General features: G+C 69.5%; 14 protein-coding genes. 6 read left to right on the forward strand and 8 right to left on the reverse strand.

Annotated features, from left to right (window positions below; all coding sequences use genetic code 11):
- Nucleotides 1-121: 121 nt before the first annotated feature.
- Both NR810_RS08865 and NR810_RS08870 read right to left on the reverse strand, forming a co-directional pair.
- Nucleotides 122-724: a Uma2 family endonuclease gene (locus NR810_RS08865; RefSeq protein ID WP_257450138.1), complete on the reverse strand. Its 603-nt coding sequence runs from the start codon at nt 722-724 to the stop codon at nt 122-124.
- A 99-nt stretch (nt 725-823) separates the two neighbouring features.
- Nucleotides 824-1,384: a dihydrofolate reductase family protein gene (locus NR810_RS08870; RefSeq protein WP_257450140.1), complete on the reverse strand. Its 561-nt coding sequence runs from the start codon at nt 1,382-1,384 to the stop codon at nt 824-826.
- Nucleotides 1,385-1,464: 80 nt separating this feature from the next.
- Between NR810_RS08870 and NR810_RS08875 the strand changes: the two genes are divergently transcribed.
- Nucleotides 1,465-2,427 carry a helix-turn-helix transcriptional regulator gene (locus NR810_RS08875; protein WP_257450142.1) on the forward strand — a complete coding sequence of 321 codons (963 nt, stop codon included), beginning with the start codon at nt 1,465-1,467 and terminating at the stop codon, nt 2,425-2,427.
- 82 nt (nt 2,428-2,509) lie between these two features.
- Entirely contained in the window at nt 2,510-4,891 is a 2,382-nt protein-coding gene (locus NR810_RS08880) for a WD40/YVTN/BNR-like repeat-containing protein (protein ID WP_257450144.1), read from the forward strand.
- Between the two features lie 74 nt (nt 4,892-4,965).
- Here NR810_RS08880 and NR810_RS08885 read toward each other — a convergent pair whose 3' ends face one another.
- From NR810_RS08885 to NR810_RS08905, 5 genes are all read right to left on the reverse strand, one after another.
- Nucleotides 4,966-5,340, reverse strand: a complete 375-nt coding sequence (locus tag NR810_RS08885) for a P2X purinoceptor (RefSeq protein ID WP_257450146.1) — start codon at nt 5,338-5,340, stop codon at nt 4,966-4,968.
- The gene (locus NR810_RS08890) at nt 5,337-7,505 is read right to left on the reverse strand and encodes a TonB-dependent receptor (RefSeq protein ID WP_257450148.1); all 2,169 of its coding nucleotides are present in this window, start codon (nt 7,503-7,505) and stop codon (nt 5,337-5,339) included. The genes NR810_RS08885 and NR810_RS08890 overlap by 4 nt, the downstream gene beginning before the upstream one ends.
- A 2-nt stretch (nt 7,506-7,507) precedes the next feature.
- Nucleotides 7,508-8,131: a PepSY-associated TM helix domain-containing protein gene (locus NR810_RS08895; protein WP_257450150.1), complete on the reverse strand. Its 624-nt coding sequence runs from the start codon at nt 8,129-8,131 to the stop codon at nt 7,508-7,510.
- A gap of 116 nt (nt 8,132-8,247) precedes the next feature.
- Nucleotides 8,248-9,945, reverse strand: a complete 1,698-nt coding sequence (locus NR810_RS08900) for a hypothetical protein (RefSeq protein WP_257450152.1) — start codon at nt 9,943-9,945, stop codon at nt 8,248-8,250.
- 108 nt (nt 9,946-10,053) lie between these two features.
- Nucleotides 10,054-10,662 (reverse strand): TetR/AcrR family transcriptional regulator, encoded by a 609-nt coding sequence (locus tag NR810_RS08905; protein ID WP_257450154.1) that lies wholly within the window; start codon nt 10,660-10,662, stop codon nt 10,054-10,056.
- Between the two features lie 180 nt (nt 10,663-10,842).
- Here NR810_RS08905 and NR810_RS08910 point away from each other — a divergent pair, with 180 nt between their 5' ends.
- The 4 genes from NR810_RS08910 to NR810_RS08925 are packed head-to-tail and all read left to right on the forward strand — an operon-like array spanning nt 10,843 to nt 15,586.
- Complete coding sequence (locus NR810_RS08910; protein ID WP_257450156.1) at nt 10,843-12,147, forward strand: glycosyltransferase; 1,305 nt, start codon at nt 10,843-10,845, stop codon at nt 12,145-12,147.
- A gap of 21 nt (nt 12,148-12,168) precedes the next feature.
- Entirely contained in the window at nt 12,169-13,860 is a 1,692-nt protein-coding gene (locus NR810_RS08915) for an MDR family MFS transporter (RefSeq protein ID WP_257450158.1), read from the forward strand.
- Nucleotides 13,861-13,899: 39 nt separating this feature from the next.
- Entirely contained in the window at nt 13,900-15,201 is a 1,302-nt protein-coding gene (locus NR810_RS08920; RefSeq protein ID WP_257450160.1) for a UDP-glucose dehydrogenase family protein, read from the forward strand.
- 13 nt (nt 15,202-15,214) lie between these two features.
- Nucleotides 15,215-15,586 carry a hypothetical protein gene (locus NR810_RS08925; protein WP_257450161.1) on the forward strand — a complete coding sequence of 124 codons (372 nt, stop codon included), beginning with the start codon at nt 15,215-15,217 and terminating at the stop codon, nt 15,584-15,586.
- Nucleotides 15,587-15,599: 13 nt separating this feature from the next.
- On the opposite strand, the gene NR810_RS08930 is transcribed toward NR810_RS08925, so the two are convergent.
- Nucleotides 15,600-19,001 (reverse strand): serine/threonine-protein kinase, encoded by a 3,402-nt coding sequence (locus NR810_RS08930; protein ID WP_257450164.1) that lies wholly within the window; start codon nt 18,999-19,001, stop codon nt 15,600-15,602.
- Between the last annotated feature and the right edge of the window lie 8 nt (nt 19,002-19,009).

Below are 19,009 nucleotides of genomic sequence, written 5' to 3' on the forward strand. Positions count from 1 at the left end.
TTCAAATCCCTGGCCAATCTCGAATGAGGGAAGACCCGAGAAAAAACAGGGGGTTGCATGTGGTCTCGCGTGCCGGTCCACATGTCGGCACCGTGCCCTGACATGTCAGCCAGGACCCGGCTCAGGCAGGAGCAATGGGAGTCGGCGTTGCTCCGGAACGGGGCAACCACAGGGCGCCGAGCCTCAACGGGACCGCGTCGAACGGTTCGGCGCGCACCTCCCCGTCGCCGCGGTGGCTGGCGGCGAGCAACCAGTCCCGCTCCCGGCGGCGGTGGATCTCCAGGGTGCGCGTCGGCGGATCGATGAGCCAGACATGGCTCACACCCTCACGGTGGTAGAGCGGCAGCTTGCGCTCCCTGTCGACGTGGACGGTGGACGGCGAGAGCACCTCGCACACCCAATCGGGAGCCACCGTCGAGAAAGGCTCGTCCATGAAGGAGGGGTCTGGCATCCGTTCGCGTCGCCAGCCCGCGAGGTCCGGCACCACGATGTCCCGACCGAGATGAAGCTCTGGCTCGGAAAGAATCCACCACCCGCCCCGGATCTCCGGGTGGCCCAGATCGAAAGCCGTGCTCAACAAGGCATTGAGTGCCGATGCCACCCGGGCATGAGGCAGGGCCGGTCGCGGCGAGGCCACCAGCTCATCCCCCAGAATCTCCCCCACCCACCCGACCGGCAGCGCCTCGATGTCCTCATAGGTTGCCGGCTTCTTCCCCTTCCCCATGCCCGCTCCTCCTACCTTCGTGGTCAGGACCCGCGAAGCGGCCTCCCGCTTCCACGGCTCCTCCGCAGTCTACACCGGATTGTGACTTTTCGGGTAGGGTTACACGGAGGAGCCGCCAGCGCCGCGAGGCAGCTCGTACCGCAGCTCGAGCGCCCCACGGCCGAAGCGGGTGAGGTCCTTGAGCTCGAGCACCCCCGAAAGACGGGTGGGCAGCAGCGGAATCCCGCCTCCGAGCACGACGGGCATGACTCCGAGCAGCAGCTCGTCCAGGAGGCCCCGCCGCGCGAACTGGGCCACGAGGTTGCCGCCCCCCACCAGCCAGATGTTCTTCCCCCCCGCCGCCCGGACCATCTGCTCGTGGACGGCCCCCACGTCCTCGGCGGTGAAGCGGATGTCCGCACCCGGGAAGCGGGGCAGCTCGCGATGGGTGAACACCCACGTCGGGATGCCGGCGTAGGGCCAGCTCTCCAGCTTCTCGCCCAGGACGAACTCGTAGGTCGCCGCGCCCATCGCCAGCGCGCCCACGCCCGCGAGGAACTTCTGATAGTGCTCCGTCACTCCCTCGACGTCATTGAACTGGAAGAGCCAGTCCAGACGGCCCTCCGCGTCGGCGATGTAACCATCGAGACTGGCCGCTACGTAGTATTGGGTTCGTGTCATGGTCCCAGCCTGCCAGGGTATCCCTGACAACTCCTGTCAGGGATTTTCTGGCAGTGTCGCGGGCGATGAAATCCAGCCGGTTGCTCGCCCTCCTCCTCACCCTCCAGCGGCGCGGACGTGCCACCGCGACGGAGCTCGCCACCGAGCTGGAGGTCTCCGTCCGCACGCTCTACCGCGACGTGGCGGCGCTGATGGCGGCCGGCGTCCCCGTGTGGACCGAGCCGGGTCCGAACGGCGGAATCCGTCTGGTCGAGGGCTGGCGCACGCGCCTCGACGGGCTGACCGCCGACGAGGCCACCGCCCTCTTCCTCTCCGGGGCGCCTCAAGCCCTCACCGACCTCGGCCTGGCCACGGTCGCCGTGAGCGCCAGGGCCAAGGTGGATGCCACCCTCCCGGTGGAGCTGCGAGGCCGGGCCAGCCGGATCCGGGAGCGGTTCCTGCTCGACGCGCCCGGCTGGTTCTCCCGCCCCGAGCCGCTCGACGCACTGCCGGCCACCGCCGAGGCCGTCTGGACGGGCCACCGGCTCGACATCCGCTACGGCGATGGAGCCGCCAGCCGCCGCGTGGACCCGCTCGGGCTCATCCTCAAATCGGGCACCTGGTACCTGATCGCCCGGCACCGCGGAGCCCCCAAGACGTACCGGCTCAGCCGGATCCACCGGGCCGAGGTCCGGCCCGAGACCTTCGTCCGTCCGGAGGACTTCGACCTCGCCGCCTGGTGGGCCCGCTCCTCCGCGGAGTTCGACAGATCCCTGCTCACCTGGCCCTGCCGCGTCCGCCTCTCGCCCCGCGCGTACAAGCGCCTCCCCCACCTCGTCCCACATGATGCCGTCCGCCGGATGCTCGACGACGCCGGGCCACCGGACGCGGACGGCTGGCGCACGGTGGACCTCCAGTTGGAGAGCGAGGACGTCGCCGTCGACCAGCTCACCGGCCTGGGCGATGGCGTCGAGGTGATCGAACCCCTGGCCCTCCGCCACCGCCTGCACACGGTCGGCACGCGGATGGCGGCCCTCAACGCCCCGAAACTCGGATTCTTATAATTGTAGAATTCTCAAGTTTTGTGAGCGATAACTGTTCCTGGGGGTCCTCCATAAGAAGTTCGGGACCTCAAGGAGCCGTGAGATGCGTTCGCAGAAGAGCTGGCGCCGGTTGTTCGCCGCCGCCATCGCCGTGACCCTCGCCCCCCTGTCCTCGCTGGCCGAGGAGCGGGACCATGACCGTGACGACGCCAACGCCCGGCGTGAGTTCCGGGACCAGTGGTACAACGAGGCCTACGGCAAGGCGAAGAAGGCGAAGAAGGGCGGGCCGTGGTCGCTCGAGTTCCGCAAGTTCATGAACGAGGCGGCGCGCAAGGAGCGTGAGAAGTATGCCTCGCAGCTCCCGGGCATCTCCTCGGCCATCGCCCCGGTGACGGATCCGACCGCGACCATCGCGGCTACGGGCACCACGTGGGTGAACATCGGTCCCACCAAGGCCGACTACCTGCAGAACGGCAGCTACTCGCTCAACAAGACGGACGCGGGCCGGGTGCGCAACATCATCGTCGACCCGACCAACCCCAATACCCTCTACATCGCCTTCTCGGGCGGCGGCGTCTGGAAGTCCACCGATGGCGGCACCACGTGGACGCCCAAGACGGAGACGCTGGGCAGCCTGTCCGTCGGCTCGCTGGAGATGGATCCCAACAACAGCCAGGTGCTGTACCTGGGCCTGGGAGATCCGTTCGACGGCACCGGCATCGGCCTGGTGAAGTCCACCGATGGCGGCAACACCTGGTTCGCCCCGGTGTACCTGGGCAACGCCTCCTCCATCACCGACATCCAGGTGGTACCGGGCAACGGCAACATCGTGCTGGCCACCACCAACGCGGGCATCTTCCGCTCCGTGGACGCGGGCGCCACCTGGTCCCAGGTGAGCCTGTCCACCGGCTACACGGAGACGCCCTCCGGCTGGTCCATCGCCCACGCGGGCGGCTCGAAGTTCGTCATCACCCTCGAGGCCCAGCCCTCCGCCGCCAGCGGCAACACCCAGGGCCAGGTGTGGGTGACGGCGGACAACGGGGCCACGTGGACGCGCGCCACGGGCGTCACCTCCACGGCCGGCCTGGAGCGCATGACCGTCGCCACGGCGCCCTCCAGCCCCACCACCGTGTACGTGCTGGCCTCCAACCCCAGCGGCAACCTGGCGGACATCTTCAAGTCCACCAACGGCGGCACCAGCTTCACGGCGCTCGGCGCGGCCGGCAAGCGCTACTCCAACGGCAACACCGAGGCGCGCCAGGTCAGCGCCCTCTTCAACACCCAGGGTTGGTACGATCAGATGATCGTCGTCCACCCGACCAACCCCAACCTGGTCTACTTCGGCGGCGCGCTGCACATGGCGAAGACCACCGATGGTGGCTCGACCTACTCCCAGGTCACCAACTGGCTCGGCCAGTTCAGCCTGCCGTACGTGCACGCGGACTTCCACGCCGCGGCCTTCGACCCGACGGGCGGCAAGCTGTACGTGGGCAACGACGGCGGCGTCTTCATGACGGCCAACGGGGGCACCAGCTTCAGCGACGCCCTCAACGTGGGTATCGCCTCGCACCTCATCTATGACATCGGCTCGTCGGCGGGTGACCGCAACGCCGTCATCGCGGGCATGCAGGACAACGGCACCCGCGTGCGCGTGGGCGCCACCAGCGTCTACAACCAGGAGCTCGGCGGCGACGGCTTCGGCTGCGACATCCACGCCACCAATGGCAAGCAGATGCTCGGCACGCTGTACTACGCCCGCATCTACAAGAGCACCGACGGCGGCCTGAACTTCGCCTCCGCCAGCACCGGCATCACCGAGAGCAACAACAGCAGCACGGCGCCGTTCAACACCGTGCTGACGACCTGGAAGGGCGACGCGACGGGCAACACCGTCTACACCTTCGTGAACACCAAGGTGTACAAGTCCACCAACTACGCCACGTCGTGGACCGCGCTCGGCACCACCGGCCTGCCCACCGACATCTTCATCCGTGGCATCGGCACGGCGAAGAGCAACGGCAGCGTCCTCGGCATCGTCGCCAACGCCGGCCGCGTGTTCCTCACCAACAACGGCGGCACGAGCTGGACCCAGGCCGCGGCGCTGCCCAACAACGGCCTGAGCCTGAGCGACGTGGAGTTCGATCCGGCCAACCCCAACACCCTCTACGTCTCCTCGGTCGCGCCGGACGGGACCAAGGCCCACACCTGGAAGTCCACGAACTTTGGCGCCGCCTGGACGGTGAGCGAGACCGGTCTGCCCGCCGGCGTCCCGGTCAACAGCATCACCGTGGATCCGGGCAGCAGCACCACGGTGTACGCCGCCACGCACCTGGGCGTGTACCGCTCCACCGACGCGGGCGCCACGTGGAGCCGCTTCGGCACCGGCATGCCGCTGGTGAACGTGACCGACCTGGAGATCCTCCAGGACTCCAGCCTCGTGCGCGTCGGCACCTTCGGCCGCTCGGTCTGGGAGCTGACGCCTTGATCCAGAGCAGTCAGAGCTGACGTCACCGGGGGTCCGGGCCACGGGGCCCGGGCCCCTTCTGCTTCACACGCCCCTCAGCCCGCGCAGGTGCCGTCGAGCGCGGAGCCACTCGCGCCCTCGCACCTGCCCGTGGCGCAGTCGCGATCCTGGAAGCACGCCTCGCCCGAGGCCCGCCTGGGCACGCAGCGGCCGTAGCGGGTGTTCGGCTCGAAGTGGTTGGAGCACGTCAGGGCCGTCTCGCACTCGGCGGCCTGGGAGCAGGGCTCGTCCAGGCCCCGCGGCGGGTAGTCACACAGTCCCTTCAGGCCCTCCCCTCCCTCCTTCGGCGGTGGCGGGAAGGAACACACCAGTCCCTCGGGACACGTCGTCTCCGCGTCGCACGCAGTCCCCAGGCCCGAGTGGCAACCCAGGGCTCCGAGCATCACGGCCCACAGCAAACCCTTCCTCACAGGCGGCCCTCCAGCGCGAGCGTCACCGAGCGGCCCGGCGCGTCCACGCCCGAGGCGTGCGAGCGGTACGAGGCATCGGTGAGGTTGCGCAGCTCCAGCGTCGCGGTGAGCCAGCGCCAGCTCGCGCCGGCCCGCAGGTGCACCGCCGCCCACCCCGGGGTGCCCTCGCAGCCGGGCGACTCCGGGCAGATGCGGATGTCCTCGCGGTCCGCCGCGCTCAGCCGATCCTGCTTCGCCGCCCACTGGAACACCCCCTCGACGAAGGCGAAGTCCACCGGCTCCCAGGTGGCCCGCACCAGCCCGTTGAGCGGTGGGGACTTGGAATACGGCTCGGTCTCGGCCGGCGCCTCGGGACGCAGCGGATCCAACCGCTTCTGCGTGGAGAGGACCCACGCGGCCTGCGCGAGCAGCGTCACCGAGCGCACGGGCCGCACCTGTCCGGAGAGCTCCACCGCGTGCACCTGCGCGTTGTCCGCGTTCGTCCGCGCCAGGTAGGCCAGCCCGTCCGGGGTATGCGTCTCGCCGTTGAGCGCCCCGGGCACCGCCGTCACCAGCCCGTCGATGAAGGTATAGGCATACACGGCCTGCACCCGCGCCACCTCGCCCCGCTGGAAGCGCCCGCCCACCTCGGCGGTGTACGAGTTCTCGGGGGACAGCTCGCGGCTGGGCAACACGTAGCCCGGACCCTCCGCGCCCAGGCGCAGGTAGTCGTCCACGTTGGGAGCGCGGAAGCCCGTGCCGAGGTTGGTGAAGAGCGTGAGATCCTCGCTCACCCGCTGTTGAAGGCCCAGCTCGCCCGCCACGCCCAGCGCCTGCGCGGTGGAGGCCGCCAGCACGGGGCTGCCGGGGAACTGCAGGGCCAGCCGGTCGTCCTCGGGGAGATGGGTGCGGTTGAGCTGCGCCCTCGCGCCCACGTGCCCCGTCGCGTTCGAGCCGAGGTCCATCTGGAAGAGGCCGAAGAGGCCCGCGGCCAGCGAGGTGGGCGAGCCGGGGTAGCGCGCCAGCTCCGGACGCGGAGAGAAGTCCCCCGGCACGAGGATGGCTCCCCGGGTGGCCCCGCCCGTCACCTTGTCGTGGAAGACGTCGGCGCCCACGCGCAGGCTCGCGCCGTTCCACGCGAAGCCCCGCTCGCCCTCGGCGCGCAGGCCGAGCGTCCACACGTTCGAGTCCTCGCGCTCGATGCGGTCCCGCGAGACGCGGAAGCGGTCCGTGCGCTCGCCCTGCCGCAACGCGCTCGCGTCCACGCGGAGGCGGTGGAAGGGCCCGGCCCCGCTCACGGTGAGCTGGCCGTGGAGGAAGTCCCGCTCCTGGAGGGAGAAGACGCGGAAGTCGCCGGGCACCGAGCGATCCGTGCGCGGAGCATCGCTCTGGCGCGCGGCCTGGTACTGCACCAGGAGGATGGCGCCGGGGGCCAGCCGCTGGCGCACCTTCACCGCCGCGTCGTACTCGGAGTAGCCCGTGTAGCGCTGGACGCCGATGGCCGCCCCGCCCCGCAGATCATTGAAGTCACGCCCCGTCACCACGCCGAGCGCCGCGGTGTCCGGCAGCTCCACGCCCAGCCGCAGGCTGCCCTGGAGGCTCAGGTCCGCGCTCCCGGCCTGAAACCTCGCGCTGGCGGGAAAGCGCTTCTCCCCTTCGGAGGCGAAGCGCGGCGTCAGGGTGAGGACGTTGACGACGCCCCCCAGCGCGTCCGAGCCGTAGAGCACCGAGGACGGGCCGCGCACCACTTCCAGGCGATCGACGAGGAACGGGTCGACGGTGTTGAGGTACTGGTTGGGGCCCGCGCGCGTGACGGCGTTGTTGAGGCGCACGCCGTCCACGAGGATGAGCACCTGGTGCCCGAGCAGGCCGCGGATGATGGGATGGCCGCCCGCGTGGTTGGTGCGCTGGACGAAGATGCCCTCCTCCTCCAGGAGCGCCTCCGGCGTGGAGCGCGCGGGGCGGCGGGACAGCTCCTCCGCCGTCACCTCCGAGCCCACGCGCGAGGCGGGCAGCAGGGGCTTGGGAACGCTGGAGGACGTCACCAACGTCTCGCCCTGGGAGTCCGGGCCGGCGGGAGCACCCTCCCCGGTCCGCTCCTGGGCTCCCACGGGGAGGGCGTGGCACAGCAGGGAGAGCGAGCACGACCAGAGGAGGGCCCGTCTGGCGCGAGGAAGTCGAAGCATGGTCATGAGCCGCGAGAGGAAGAAGCGGAGCGCCGGGTCAGCCGGGGCCCCCACCAGAGCCAGAGCCCCGAGAGGGAGAGCACCAACAGGCCGAGCCCCAGCACGGTGCTCCAGGTGACCCGGGAGCCCTCGCCCTGGAGGATGGAGCCGTCATGGAGGGCCTCGATGAAGTCAGAGGCCCGACGGTCCACGGAGAGCACCCGGGCGGTGGTCAGGTCGACCTGCACCTCCCAGAAGCCCTCGCGGAAGAGGACCTTGGCCACGCCCTTGGAGGGACGCACGTCGAGCCGGTCGATGGGACCGGGAGGCGCGCCCAGGTGATCGCGCAGCCCCGCTTCCGCGGCCGAGGAGATGAGGTGGAGCGGCTGCCAGTCGCGGGCCTCGAGCGAGGCACCGGTACGCAGGGGCGGCTGGAGCACCGCGAACTGCTTCTTCCAGCCCAGCAGGATGCCGGTGAGGCTGCTGATCAGCACGAGCAGCGTGAGCGGGACGCCCACCCAGCGATGGAGCGGGCGTGCGCGGCGCAGCCAGACCACCACGCGCGAAGGGCCACGGAGGGAAGCGACGGCGGGAGACGGAGGGACCTCGGCTTCCGAGGTCCGGGGGACGCGGGCGGGAGACGGCATGGGGGCGCGGAGCGCCAGATCATATCCAACGGGCCTCGCGGCACAAAGGCGCCCCCTCATACTCCAGGAGTGGAGGGAATGACGGAGCGCGAGGGCCGCGAGGCCGAGTCCTGACCTCAGTGCGAGGGGAACACCGGGACGGTGAAGGAGACGAACGCCTCCGAGCTTCCCGCCGGGAAGGACCGGAGGTTGCCCAGCGTCAGGTCCGTGAGGACGACCTTCCCGGACCACGAGCCCACCGCCACCTGGGTACTGGAGGGCGAGATGTCGATGTCGACCAGGCTGCCCACCCCGCTGGGGACGCTCCCGAGCTGCGCACCGGTGGAACTGAACCGGTAGATGGGGCCATTCCACGAGGCGCCGTAGATCTCCCCCGTCTTGCTGACGGCGATGCCGCGGATGCCCAGGTTGAAGGGCAGCGAGACCGTGCGCACCTGCGCCAGGGTGACCGGATCGTAGACGTAGATGCGGTACTCGTCATACGCCAGACCGTACAGCAGCCCATCCAGTCCCTGGGTGACGTCGATGAAGTCGAGGGTGTCCGCGAAGCGCTGCGCCGCGCCCGTGAGGAGATCGAAACGCACCAGGCCCTTCGGTGTGTCCCCGGTCCCGTAGGTCGTCATGTCCGTGACGAAGACGGAATCGCGGTAGCTGGCGATGCCGCCGTAGCTCACGTTGTTGGCCGTGCTCCAGCCCGCGTACGTCCAGTGGGCCCAGCCCTCCGAGGCCACGTCGTACCGGCTCAGGTACGGATCGAACGTGCCGTTGTAGATCTCGACACGGTTCCTGGAGCTGACGATGAGATCCCTCGCCCGGTCATTCGAGGAGATGGGAACGCTCCGGACCGGGCTCCCGGCCAGGGTGTACTCGGTGAGGGAGTTCCCCGAGGAGACCAGCAGGCTGTCGGTGCCCAGGGAGGGACCAGTGGGCGGAACGAACGTGACGAACGCCCCCGAGTTGCCCACGTTGAAGGAACGCATACCGCTCAGCGACAGGTCCGTGAGGATGACCGTTCCGAAGCGCGAGCCCACGACCAGCGTCCCGTCCTCCGAGAGATCGATGTCGGTCAGATCGGAGACCCCGCTGGAGACGATCCCGAGCGGCGTTCCTCCGGTGGAGCTGAACCAGTAGATGGAGTCATTCCACGAGGCGCCGTAGATCTCCCCCGTCTTGCTGACGGCGATGCCGCGGATGCCCTGGTTGAAGGGCAGCGAGATCGTGCGCACCTGCGCCAGGGTGACCGGATCGTAGACGTAGATGTGGTACTCGTCATGGGCCAGACCGTACACCAGCCCGTCCAGGCCGACGGTGACGTCGATGAAGTCGAGGGTGTCGGCGAAGCGCTGGGCCGCACCCGTGAGGAGATCGAAGCGCACCAGGCCCTTCGGTGTGTCCCCGGTCCCGTAGGTCGTCATGTCCGTGACGAAGATGGAGTCGCCGTGGCGGGCGATGCCGCCGTAGCTCACGTTGCTGACCGTGCTCCAACCCGCGTACGTCGAGTGATCCCAGCCTCCCACGGCCACGTCGTACCGGCTCAGGTACGGATCGAACGTGCCGTTGTAGACCTGGAGGTTGCCATTGCCATCCACCACCAGGTCCCGGACGTACTCCGTCGTCGGCCGCGTTCCCGTGGGATGGGGAACGGGGAGCGTGCGCACCCACGTGCCCTCCCGGGTGTACTCGTAGATGGAGTTCTCCGTGCTGATCAGCACGTTGCCCTCCTGCAGGGGCTCGGCGGCGGCCTGGCCGATTCCCACGAGCGTCAGCATCAACGGCATCCAGCGGATGCCCGAACGGATTCCCTTGCCTTCCATGTTCATCCCCTCTTTTCAGTGCGTCTGCACCGCGGGGAATCTGCAATCCGGGTCTGACATGACGGGCACGCCAACAGCCCATGCGGATGGGACAGGGCCCGCCCTGCCCTACTTCCGCTTGTCCGGTGCCAGCGCGCCCAGGAGGATCAGATCGACCAGCTGCGCGAGATAGCCCTCGTCGATGTCCCGGCCTTCCATGAAGAGCCGATGCTGAATGGAGGCCGCCAGGACACGGAAGGGCAGCACGGACTCGAGGCCCGGGGCCAGCTCGCCTCGTGTCCTGGCCGCCTCGATGACGGGGAGCGGCAGGGCGTCCATGGCTCCACGGAGCAGACTCGCGATGGCCGTGAACTCCGGGTTGCGCTCCTCGGCGATGAGGATGCGCCTGAGCGCCTGGCCTTCCGCTGAGCGCATGAGCGAGGCCATGTGGCGCCCGGTCTCGAGCAGATCGCCCCGGAGCGAACCCGTGTCCGGCGGCACCACCCGCGCGACGACGACGCAGTGGAGGGCCGCCTCCACGAGCTCCTGCTTCGTCGGCCACCGCCGGTAGATGGTGGTCTTGTTGACCCCGGCGCGCGCGGCCACGTCGTCGATCCGGAGCGCGCCGTAGCCAACGACGGCGAGCTCCTCGAGCGTGGCCTCGAGCACACCTCTCACCACCGGCTCGCCGCGCACCAGCGCACGCTTCTTCCTCGAGGTCTTCCGCTTCGCTCCCATGGGCCGCTCGCTCGGCGCCCACTGCATCACACACATTCCGTCTCGCGCAATCTCAACATTCGCGACCGCAACTCTTCGTTGCGATGCGGGAATTACGTGGCTATACAGCATCGCAACTTTCAGTTGCGGTTCATCGCGCGGGGTCCGAGAGCCCTCCCCCGCCCCACGATCAGAGCGAACATGACCTCGACCACCAACGCTTCACGCAAGCCCGCGACGTTCCTGCTGACGAGCTCGACCGCGCCAGGACACTTCCTGCGCATCCTCGACCTGGCGCAGCAGCTCACCTCCCGGGGCCACCGGGTGCTGGTCAAGGCGAAGGCCGCCGCCGCGGCCGAGGTGAAGGCCTCCGGCGCGGAGCACCTCCCCTACGAGCACCAGATGGATCTGCAGGACCTCACGGTGCTGGCGAAGAACGCCGAGCTGCCGCGATGGATGCCGAAGTTTCCCTTCTTCCTCGCGCAATTCCGCTTCATCGCCCAGGCGAACAACGTCCAGCTGGCGCGAGAGCTCGAGCCCGTGCTGCGGCGCGAGCAGGTGGACTGCGTGCTCTACGACTTCTTCGAGGTGGGGGCGGCCTGGGCGGCGGAGCGCGCCGGCATTCCCTGGGCGAGCGCGGGGAACCTGGGCACCATCCTCACGCGCGATGAGCTGCCGCTGATGTTCAGCGTGCAGCCGCCGATGCGGCATTTCAGCAAGGTGCCCGCGGTGGCGCACGGGTTCCTCAACCAGTTCCTGCCCCTGCGCGAGCCGCGGGTCCGGCTCGGCCTGCCGCCCTATACCGGCCGCACGGCGGACCTCATCCGGGCGATGGTCTCGCCCAGGCTCCACATCATCATGGCCCACCGGGGTCTGGCCGGAGACGTCCCGCTGCGCGACAACCAGGTCTTCGCCGGGCCGACGACCTTCAACGTGCCCACCAAGGCGCACCAGGAGGTGCCGCGCATCGATCCCGGGACCGTGGTCATCAGCACGACGACGACGCCCAAGGATGACGGCTTGTTCCGGAGGGTGCTGGAGGCCGTCGCGCCGATGAACGTCCCCGTCCTCGCCACGGCCGCGGGCGCCCAGGACATTCCGGTCGGACTCGGTGCCCATGTCCGCATCGAGCGGTACGTCCCGCACGACACGGTGTTCCCCCAGGCGCGGGCGCTGATCACCCACGGTGGCTGGGGCGCGGTGGGGCGTGCCCTGACCTACGGGCTGCCCATGCTGGTCATCCCCCTCTTCGGCGACCAGCATCTGAACGCGGCGATGGTCGAGCGCGCGGGACTCGGGCGCCACCTGCCCCTGGACCAGGCGACGCCCGAGAGGATCCGCGCCGAGTTGCAGACGCTCCTGGCGGACGAGAGCATCCGCGCCCGCGCACGGCGCTCCGCCGCCGAGATCAAACAGCTGAAGGAAGAGCAGGTCGCCGCCCAGGCACTCGAACGGCTCGCCATCGAGGGAAAAGCGGGCGCCACGGCCCGGGCCTCCGCGGCCTAGCGACCGCCCAGGGTATCATCCATGAATCTGACCGCTACCACCCCCGTGACGACGCCCGGCGAGCGCATCGATTACGCGAGTACGCTCTCGCCGCGCACGAAGGCGCTCGTCCTCGCGGGCGTGATGATGGGCCTGTTCCTGGCCGCGCTCGATCAGACGATCGTCGCCACGGCCCTGCCGCGCATCGTCGCCGAGCTCCAGGGCATGGAGCTCTTCGCGTGGACCTCGACGTCCTACCTGCTCGCCAGCACCACCCTGGTGCCCATCTACGGCAAGCTGTCGGACAGCTTCGGCCGCAAGGCGGTCATCCTCGCGGGGATCGGCATCTTCCTGCTGGGCTCGGTGCTGTGCGGCCTGGCGGGCTCCATGCTCGCGCTGGTCATCTTCCGGGGCATCCAGGGGATGGGGGCGGCGGCGATCACCTCCACCGCCTTCGCCGTCCCGGCGGACCTGTTCGTCCCCGCCGAGCGGGCGCGCTACCAGGGCATCTTCGGCACGGTGTTCGCCGCCTCCAGCATCATCGGCCCCATCCTGGGCGGCACGCTCACCGACACGGTGGGCTGGCGCTGGGTGTTCTTCATCAACCTGCCGCTCGGCGCCATCGCGGTCGCGTTCATCGTGGGCAAGATGCCGCGCCTGCACAGCGGCGTCTCCAGCAAGGTGGACTGGCTCGGGGCCTTCCTGCTGATCGTCGCGACGGTGCCCTTCCTGCTCACGCTGAGGGGGGATCGGCCGCTCGAGGCGTGGCTGTCGCCCGAGGTGCTCGGGATGCTGGCCCTGTCGCTGGTGGGGCTGGTGCTGTTCATCCTCGTCGAGCGGCGCACCCCGCATGCGATCATCCCGTTCGCGCTGTTCCGGAGCCGGGTGTTCGTACAGATCTGCCTGACATCGGTGTGCACCGGCGCGGCGTTCTTCGCCGCCCTGCTCTTCCTGCCGGTCCTCGCCGTCAACGGGCTCGGCGCCACGGCCCGGAATGCGGGAGTGGCGATGATGCCGCTCACCGCCGCCGTGGTGCTGACGTCGCTGGTGACGGCGCGCTGGGTGGCCCGCACCGGACGCTACAAGGTGGTCATCGTGGGCGGCCTCGTGATGCTGTGCCTGGGGTTGTTCCTGCTGAGCACGCTCTCGGTGGAGAGCACGCTCTGGGACATCGGCATGCGGACGTTCGTCTTCGGCTGCGGCATGGGTCCCGTGCTGCCGATGCTCACCCTGTCCATCCAGAACGCCGTGCCACCCGACCAGGTGGGCAGCGCCACGGCGGGGCGGCAGTTCTTCCAGCAGCTCGGGCAGGCCATGGGCAGCGCGGTCTTCGGCATCATCCTCACCAGCGCGCTGGCACATGCGCTCACGAACGAGCTCGAGCCCGTGCGCACGGAAGTGCCCGTGGCCATGCGCGAGCGGTTCGATCACTGGTTCGATCCGGTCCGTCTCCAGAAGGGCGGGATGGTGCGGGAGGGCCCGGGTGAGGACCACGGCACGGGCGGCGAACGCCTCATGGAGGAGGTGCGTGCGCTCGCGGTGGAGGAAACGAAGGCGCGCGTGCTCGTCCGCGCTGGTCAGGAGGCGGTGAGCCGCTCGTTCGTCAAGGCGGTGACGCGCGTCTATGACTGGGCGCTGCCGCTGGGGCTGTGCGCGCTGCTGCTCGCCCTGTTCACCCGGGAGATCCCCCTGCGCAAGGCGAACCGTCCGGAGCCTCCCATCGTGAGCGAATAGAAAAACCTCGCCTCATTCTTCAGCACCATAGGAAGCCACATGCATCTTGCTGTCATTGGAACGGGTTATGTCGGCCTCGTGGCCGGCGTGGGATTCGCCGACATCGGGAACGACGTCACCTGCGTGGACGTGGATGCGTCCAAGATCGAGCGCCTGAAGCGCGGTGAGGTCCCCATCTACGAGCCCGGGCTCGACACCCTCCTGGCCGCCAACGCGAAGGCCGGACGCCTGACGTTCTCGACCGACATCGCCGCGGCGATCCGCGCCGCCGAGGTCGTCATCATCGCCGTGGGCACGCCGCCCGCGGCGGACGGTTCCGCCGATCTGTCCGCGGTGTTCGCGGTGGCCGAGACGATCGGCAAGAACCTGAACGGCTTCAAGGTGGTGGTCACCAAGAGCACCGTGCCGGTGGGCACCGCCGATCGCATCGAGGAGATCATCCGCCGCTATGCGGAGCAGCCCTTCGGCGTCGCGTCGAATCCGGAGTTCTTGAAGGAGGGAGCGGCGATCGAGGACTTCATGAAGCCCGATCGCGTGGTGATCGGCTCGAACAACGCGCGAGCGCTCGAGGTGCTGCGGAGCCTGTACACCCCGCTCGTGCGCACGAGCGAGGACATCCACACGATGGACGCGCGCTCGGCCGAGCTGACGAAGTACGCGGCCAACGCGATGCTCGCCACGCGCATCTCGTTCATGAACGACCTGGCGGTGCTCAGCGAGAAGCTGGGCGCGGACATCGAGCGGGTGCGCAAGGCGGTGGGGGCGGATCCGCGCGTGGGCCCGAAGTTCCTGTACCCGGGAGTGGGCTTCGGCGGCTCATGCTTCCCCAAGGACATCTCGGCGCTGCAGCACATCGGGCGGAGCGTGGGACACGAGCTCGAGGTGGTGCGCGCGGTCGAGTCCGTGAACAAGCGGCAGAAGCGGCTGCTGTTCGAGAAGCTCCGCCGTCACCTGGATGGAGCGCTCGAGGGCCGGACGGTGGCGGTGTGGGGGCTCGCCTTCAAGCCGCAGACCGACGACATCCGCGAGGCGCCCGCGCTGGTGCTGATCCACGAGCTGCTCGAGGCCGGGGCCAGGGTGCGCGCGCACGATCCGGAGGCCATGGACAACGTGCGGGCGCTGCTCGGGGACCGCATCACGTATTGCGAGGACATGTACCAGGCGGCCGAGGGTGCCGACGCCCTCGCGCTCGTCACCGAGTGGCGGGAGTACCGGCAGCCGGACTTCGAACGCGTCAAACGCCTCATGAAGACCCCCGCGCTGCTCGACGGCCGCAACATCTGGAGTCCCCAGGAGCTGCGCGCGCTCGGCTTCTGGTACACCGGCATCGGGAGGCCATAAGCTGGGGCGTGACATGCTCCACCGCGTCGATCGAGTGCTCGCCTGGGGCCTCCTGGTCCTGGGCGTCATGCAGTGGGCCTCCACGCCCGTGTTCTTCCCCGTGATTCAGGAGCCGGCCTTCTGGTGGTTCAATGGAGGCACGACGCTGCTCTTCACGGGGATCTTCCACCTGCTGAGGATCCACCATGGGCACGTGCTCCCCGTGCTGCGCACCGTGGCGCTGGGGGTGACGATCCTCCAGGACGTCTTCTGGGCCGCCATGGTGGTGGGCCTCTGGGAGAAGTTCGCGCGCCTGCCCGGGACCTTCACCGCGCCCGTCTTCCTGCTCGCACTCACGGCGACCACGCTCGCCCGCCCCGCGAGGGGCACCCCCCTCCCCTCTTGAGCAACTCCGTAGGTCAATGCCAGGAACCCGCTGGCGGCTCGTCGCTCGTGAAGGACATCAGCCAGGCGCGCAGCTCCTCCGGCGTCCAGGGCAGCTCGTCCGGCCAGAGCCGGATGCTACCGTCCTGCCCCGTGGACGCGAGCGTCTTGCCGTCCGGGAAGAAGGCCACCGCCTCCACCTGCCCCATGTGGCCTCGCAGTGCACGGCTCTCCCCGGTGGCCAGGTCCCACAGCCGCACGGTCTTGTCCAGGCTCGCCGAGGCCAGGCGCGTTCCATCCGGCGAGAAGGCGAGGTCCAGGACATCGCCCTGGTGCCCTCGCGGCAAGGGGCGCGGCTCTCCCGTTCGTCCGTCCCAGAGCATGACGCGGCCATCCTTCTGGTTGCGGCTGGCCACCACATCCCCCAGCGGCGAGTAGCTCAGCTCCAGCACGCCTCCCCCACTCGACTCCTGGCGGCGGCGTTGGCCACTTCGCACCTCCCAGAAGATCACGAGCTGATCCATTCCGCCCGTGACGAGCAGATCGCCCTTCGGGGAGAAGGCCACGGCGCGCACGGCGTCCTGATGACCGAGCAGACTCCGGAACCCGCCCGTGGTCACGTCCCACAGCCCCACTTCCTTGTCCTCGCCCGCGGAGGCAAGGTGCTCGCCGTCGGGTGAGAACGCGAGCTGCCACACCTTCCCTCCGTGTGCTCCGAGACGGTGTTCCTTCCCCGAGGCGGGCTCCCACAGCCGCACCTCTCCGTTCTCATCCGCCGTGGCGAGCCGCTGTCCATCCCGCGAGAAGGCAACCGCCGTGACGCGGGCCTCATGTCTTGGCGGGAGTGGCCACTCCTTCCCGGTGGCGGAGGCGAACAGGTGGAGCCGTCCATCGAGTCCACCGGCGGCCAGCCACTGGCCATCCTGGGAGAAGCTCATCGCGCCCGGGGCGAAGCCGGGCGCCTCCAGCAGGGGTTTCCCCGAGGAGGCCTCGAGGAGCCGCAGGACTCCCTGCTCGGACAGCGAAGCCATCCGCTGGCCTTCGGAGGAGAGCAGTAGCGAGACCTGGGGGTCGGAACCCGCCGTGAGCACACGGTGGAGCTTCGCCTCCATGGAGAACACGCGCACCTGCCCGGTGTAGCTGGCAACGGCCAGCCGCCGGTCATCCGGGGAGAACAGGACGAGGTGGGCTTGTTGCCGGGGCCCGCGCAGCACGCGGGGCTCTCCGGTCGCCAGTTCCCAGAGGACCGCGGTCCGGTCGGCGCTGGCCGAGGCCAGGTAGCGGCCATCCGAGGTGACGTCCAGGCTGTTGACGAGCCCCTCGTGGTGGTGGAGCTCCCGCGTCTGGCCGGTGGCGGAGTCGAGCAGCCGGATCACCCCCTCCTGGGTACCGATCGCCACCCAGGAGGTACCCGGGATGAAGGCGAGCGCCGTCCCGATGCCGAGGTTGCGTGCGAGCAGCTGTCCCTCGGTGGTTCCCGGCTTCCAGGCGTGGAGCTCTCCCCGCATGTCCACCGTGAAGAGGCGGCCATCCGCGGAGAACCCCCCCACGATGGGGCGGGCCTGCTTCAACACCTGGAAGGAACCCGTCTCCACGTCTCCCAGGGCCGAGAGGGCGTTGCGATGGCCTCGCACGAACACCCAGGAGCCGGACGGCGAGACCAACAGCTCCTCGATGCCCTGGACACCCGTGTGGAACGTGCGGGTCTCACCCGTGGCCAGGTCCCAGCGGTGCAGCACGTCATCACTCTGGGAGGCGGCGAGCAGGCACCGGCCCTGACAACCTACCGTGAGCGCCGAGACGGGACCCGGGAGGGATGGGAAGACCTTGACCGCGACCTTGCCGTCCCTGGCGTTGGGGTTCCACTGGAGCAGGACTCCATCCTTGTCGCTGGAGATGAAGCCCTGGCCCTCCGGGAGCATCCGGATCCTCCACACCTCGTCGGAGTGACCGTGCAGGACCCGGTGTTCCCTGCCCAGCTCGAGGTCCCAGACACGCAGCGTGCGATCGTCGCTGGCGGAGACGAGATACCTGCCATCGGCCGTGAAGGCGATGTCGTTGACGTGCTGGGTGTGGCCGCGCAGCACCCGGGCGAAACCCTGGGCCTGGGCATTGGCCGCGATCGTCCGCGCCACCGACCACTTCTCGAAGCCGGGCGAGAGCTGCCGCAGCGAGTCGAGAGAATCGTTGGGCGCCTCATCCACCATGTCCCGCGCCTGGGTCAACAGGAGCTCGTCGGACTGGGCCTGCGCCTGCCGCCGGGCCTCCTGGGCGTCATCCCGCTCGGCCCTGACCTGGCGGAAGCTCTCCGCGCCCAGGGCGGCGAGCAGCACCAGGGCCACCGCCGTGACCATCACCGTGGCCCGGTAGCGCCGCACGAAGCGGCGCAGCAGCTCCATCCGCGAGTACTGGTAGGCTCCGACGATCTGTCCCGTCTGGAAGCGCCGCAGATCCTCCGCCATCTCGCGCGCGGTGGCGTAGCGATCGGCGGGGTTGCGCGCCATCGCCTTGGTCACGATGGCCAGCAGATCCCCCGGGATGCAGTCCTGGATGCTGGCCAGGGGTGGCGGTGGGCCCTTCATCACCCGCGCCAGCACCTGATCCGAGGTCGTCCCATCGTAGGGACGGGAGCCCGCGAGCAGGTGGTAGAGGATGGCCCCCAGGGCGTAGACGTCGGCGCGCTCGTCCACGGGCTGGCCCGCGGCCTGCTCCGGAGGCATGTACGCGGGTGTCCCCATCACCGTGCCGACCCGGGTCATGGCGCCGTCCATGGCGGCCCCCACGGGGACGGGGGCATCCGTGGACGCCGTGTGCTCCGCGCGCGAGAGATCCTTGGCCAGACCCCAGTCGATGACCACCGTCTCGCCGAACCCTCCCACCAGGATGTTGGCCGGCTTGAGGTCCCGGTGGATGATGCGCTCGGAGTGCGCGTAGGCGATGGCCTCGGCCACCGCGAGCACGTGGGGCAACAGGGCCAGCCGCGCCTCCAACGTCTTGCACTCGGAGACGACGTCCGCCAGCGAGCGTCCGGAGACGAGCTTCATCGAGTAGAAGAGCTCGCCGTCCGGCCAGCGTCCCGCCTCGTGCACCGGCACGATGGCGGGGTGTTGCAGACGGGCGGTGACGAACGCCTCGGTCATGAAGCGGGACTCGGCCTCCGGCGAGGGCGAGAGCATCTGCTTGAGGGCCACGGGCCGGCCGAGCCGCAGATCCCTGGCGCGGAGGATGCGGCCGATGCCGCCGTGCGCGAGCTCCCCCTCGATGGCGTAGTGCGCGGGGTCCACCACGGGCAGCAGGTGACCTGGCGGAGGTGGCTCCAGACACGAGGAAGAGGACGCCCGCAGCGTGGGCGCATCCCCGATGCCGGAGGCGTCCTGAGCGCGGTCGGGGTCGGTGGGTACACCCATCCCCTCATCCACGGGTCTGGCCTGGCTCATGATCCACT

It is taken from the genome of Archangium lipolyticum, from assembly GCF_024623785.1.
GTDB lineage: Bacteria > Myxococcota > Myxococcia > Myxococcales > Myxococcaceae > Archangium > Archangium lipolyticum.

Coding starts and splice junctions, on each gene's coding strand:
- NR810_RS08865 (WP_257450138.1), bottom strand. CDS start 724: ATGGGGAAGGGGAAGAAGCCGGCAACCTATGAGGACATCGAGGCGCTG.
- NR810_RS08870 (WP_257450140.1), bottom strand. CDS start 1,384: ATGACACGAACCCAATACTACGTAGCGGCCAGTCTCGATGGTTACATC.
- NR810_RS08880 (WP_257450144.1), top strand. CDS start 2,510: ATGCGTTCGCAGAAGAGCTGGCGCCGGTTGTTCGCCGCCGCCATCGCC.
- NR810_RS08890 (WP_257450148.1), bottom strand. CDS start 7,505: ATGCTTCGACTTCCTCGCGCCAGACGGGCCCTCCTCTGGTCGTGCTCG.
- NR810_RS08895 (WP_257450150.1), bottom strand. CDS start 8,131: ATGCCGTCTCCCGCCCGCGTCCCCCGGACCTCGGAAGCCGAGGTCCCT.
- NR810_RS08900 (WP_257450152.1), bottom strand. CDS start 9,945: ATGGAAGGCAAGGGAATCCGTTCGGGCATCCGCTGGATGCCGTTGATG.
- NR810_RS08905 (WP_257450154.1), bottom strand. CDS start 10,662: ATGGGAGCGAAGCGGAAGACCTCGAGGAAGAAGCGTGCGCTGGTGCGC.
- NR810_RS08910 (WP_257450156.1), top strand. CDS start 10,843: ATGACCTCGACCACCAACGCTTCACGCAAGCCCGCGACGTTCCTGCTG.
- NR810_RS08915 (WP_257450158.1), top strand. CDS start 12,169: ATGAATCTGACCGCTACCACCCCCGTGACGACGCCCGGCGAGCGCATC.
- NR810_RS08920 (WP_257450160.1), top strand. CDS start 13,900: ATGCATCTTGCTGTCATTGGAACGGGTTATGTCGGCCTCGTGGCCGGC.
- NR810_RS08925 (WP_257450161.1), top strand. CDS start 15,215: ATGCTCCACCGCGTCGATCGAGTGCTCGCCTGGGGCCTCCTGGTCCTG.
- NR810_RS08930 (WP_257450164.1), bottom strand. CDS start 19,001: ATGAGCCAGGCCAGACCCGTGGATGAGGGGATGGGTGTACCCACCGAC.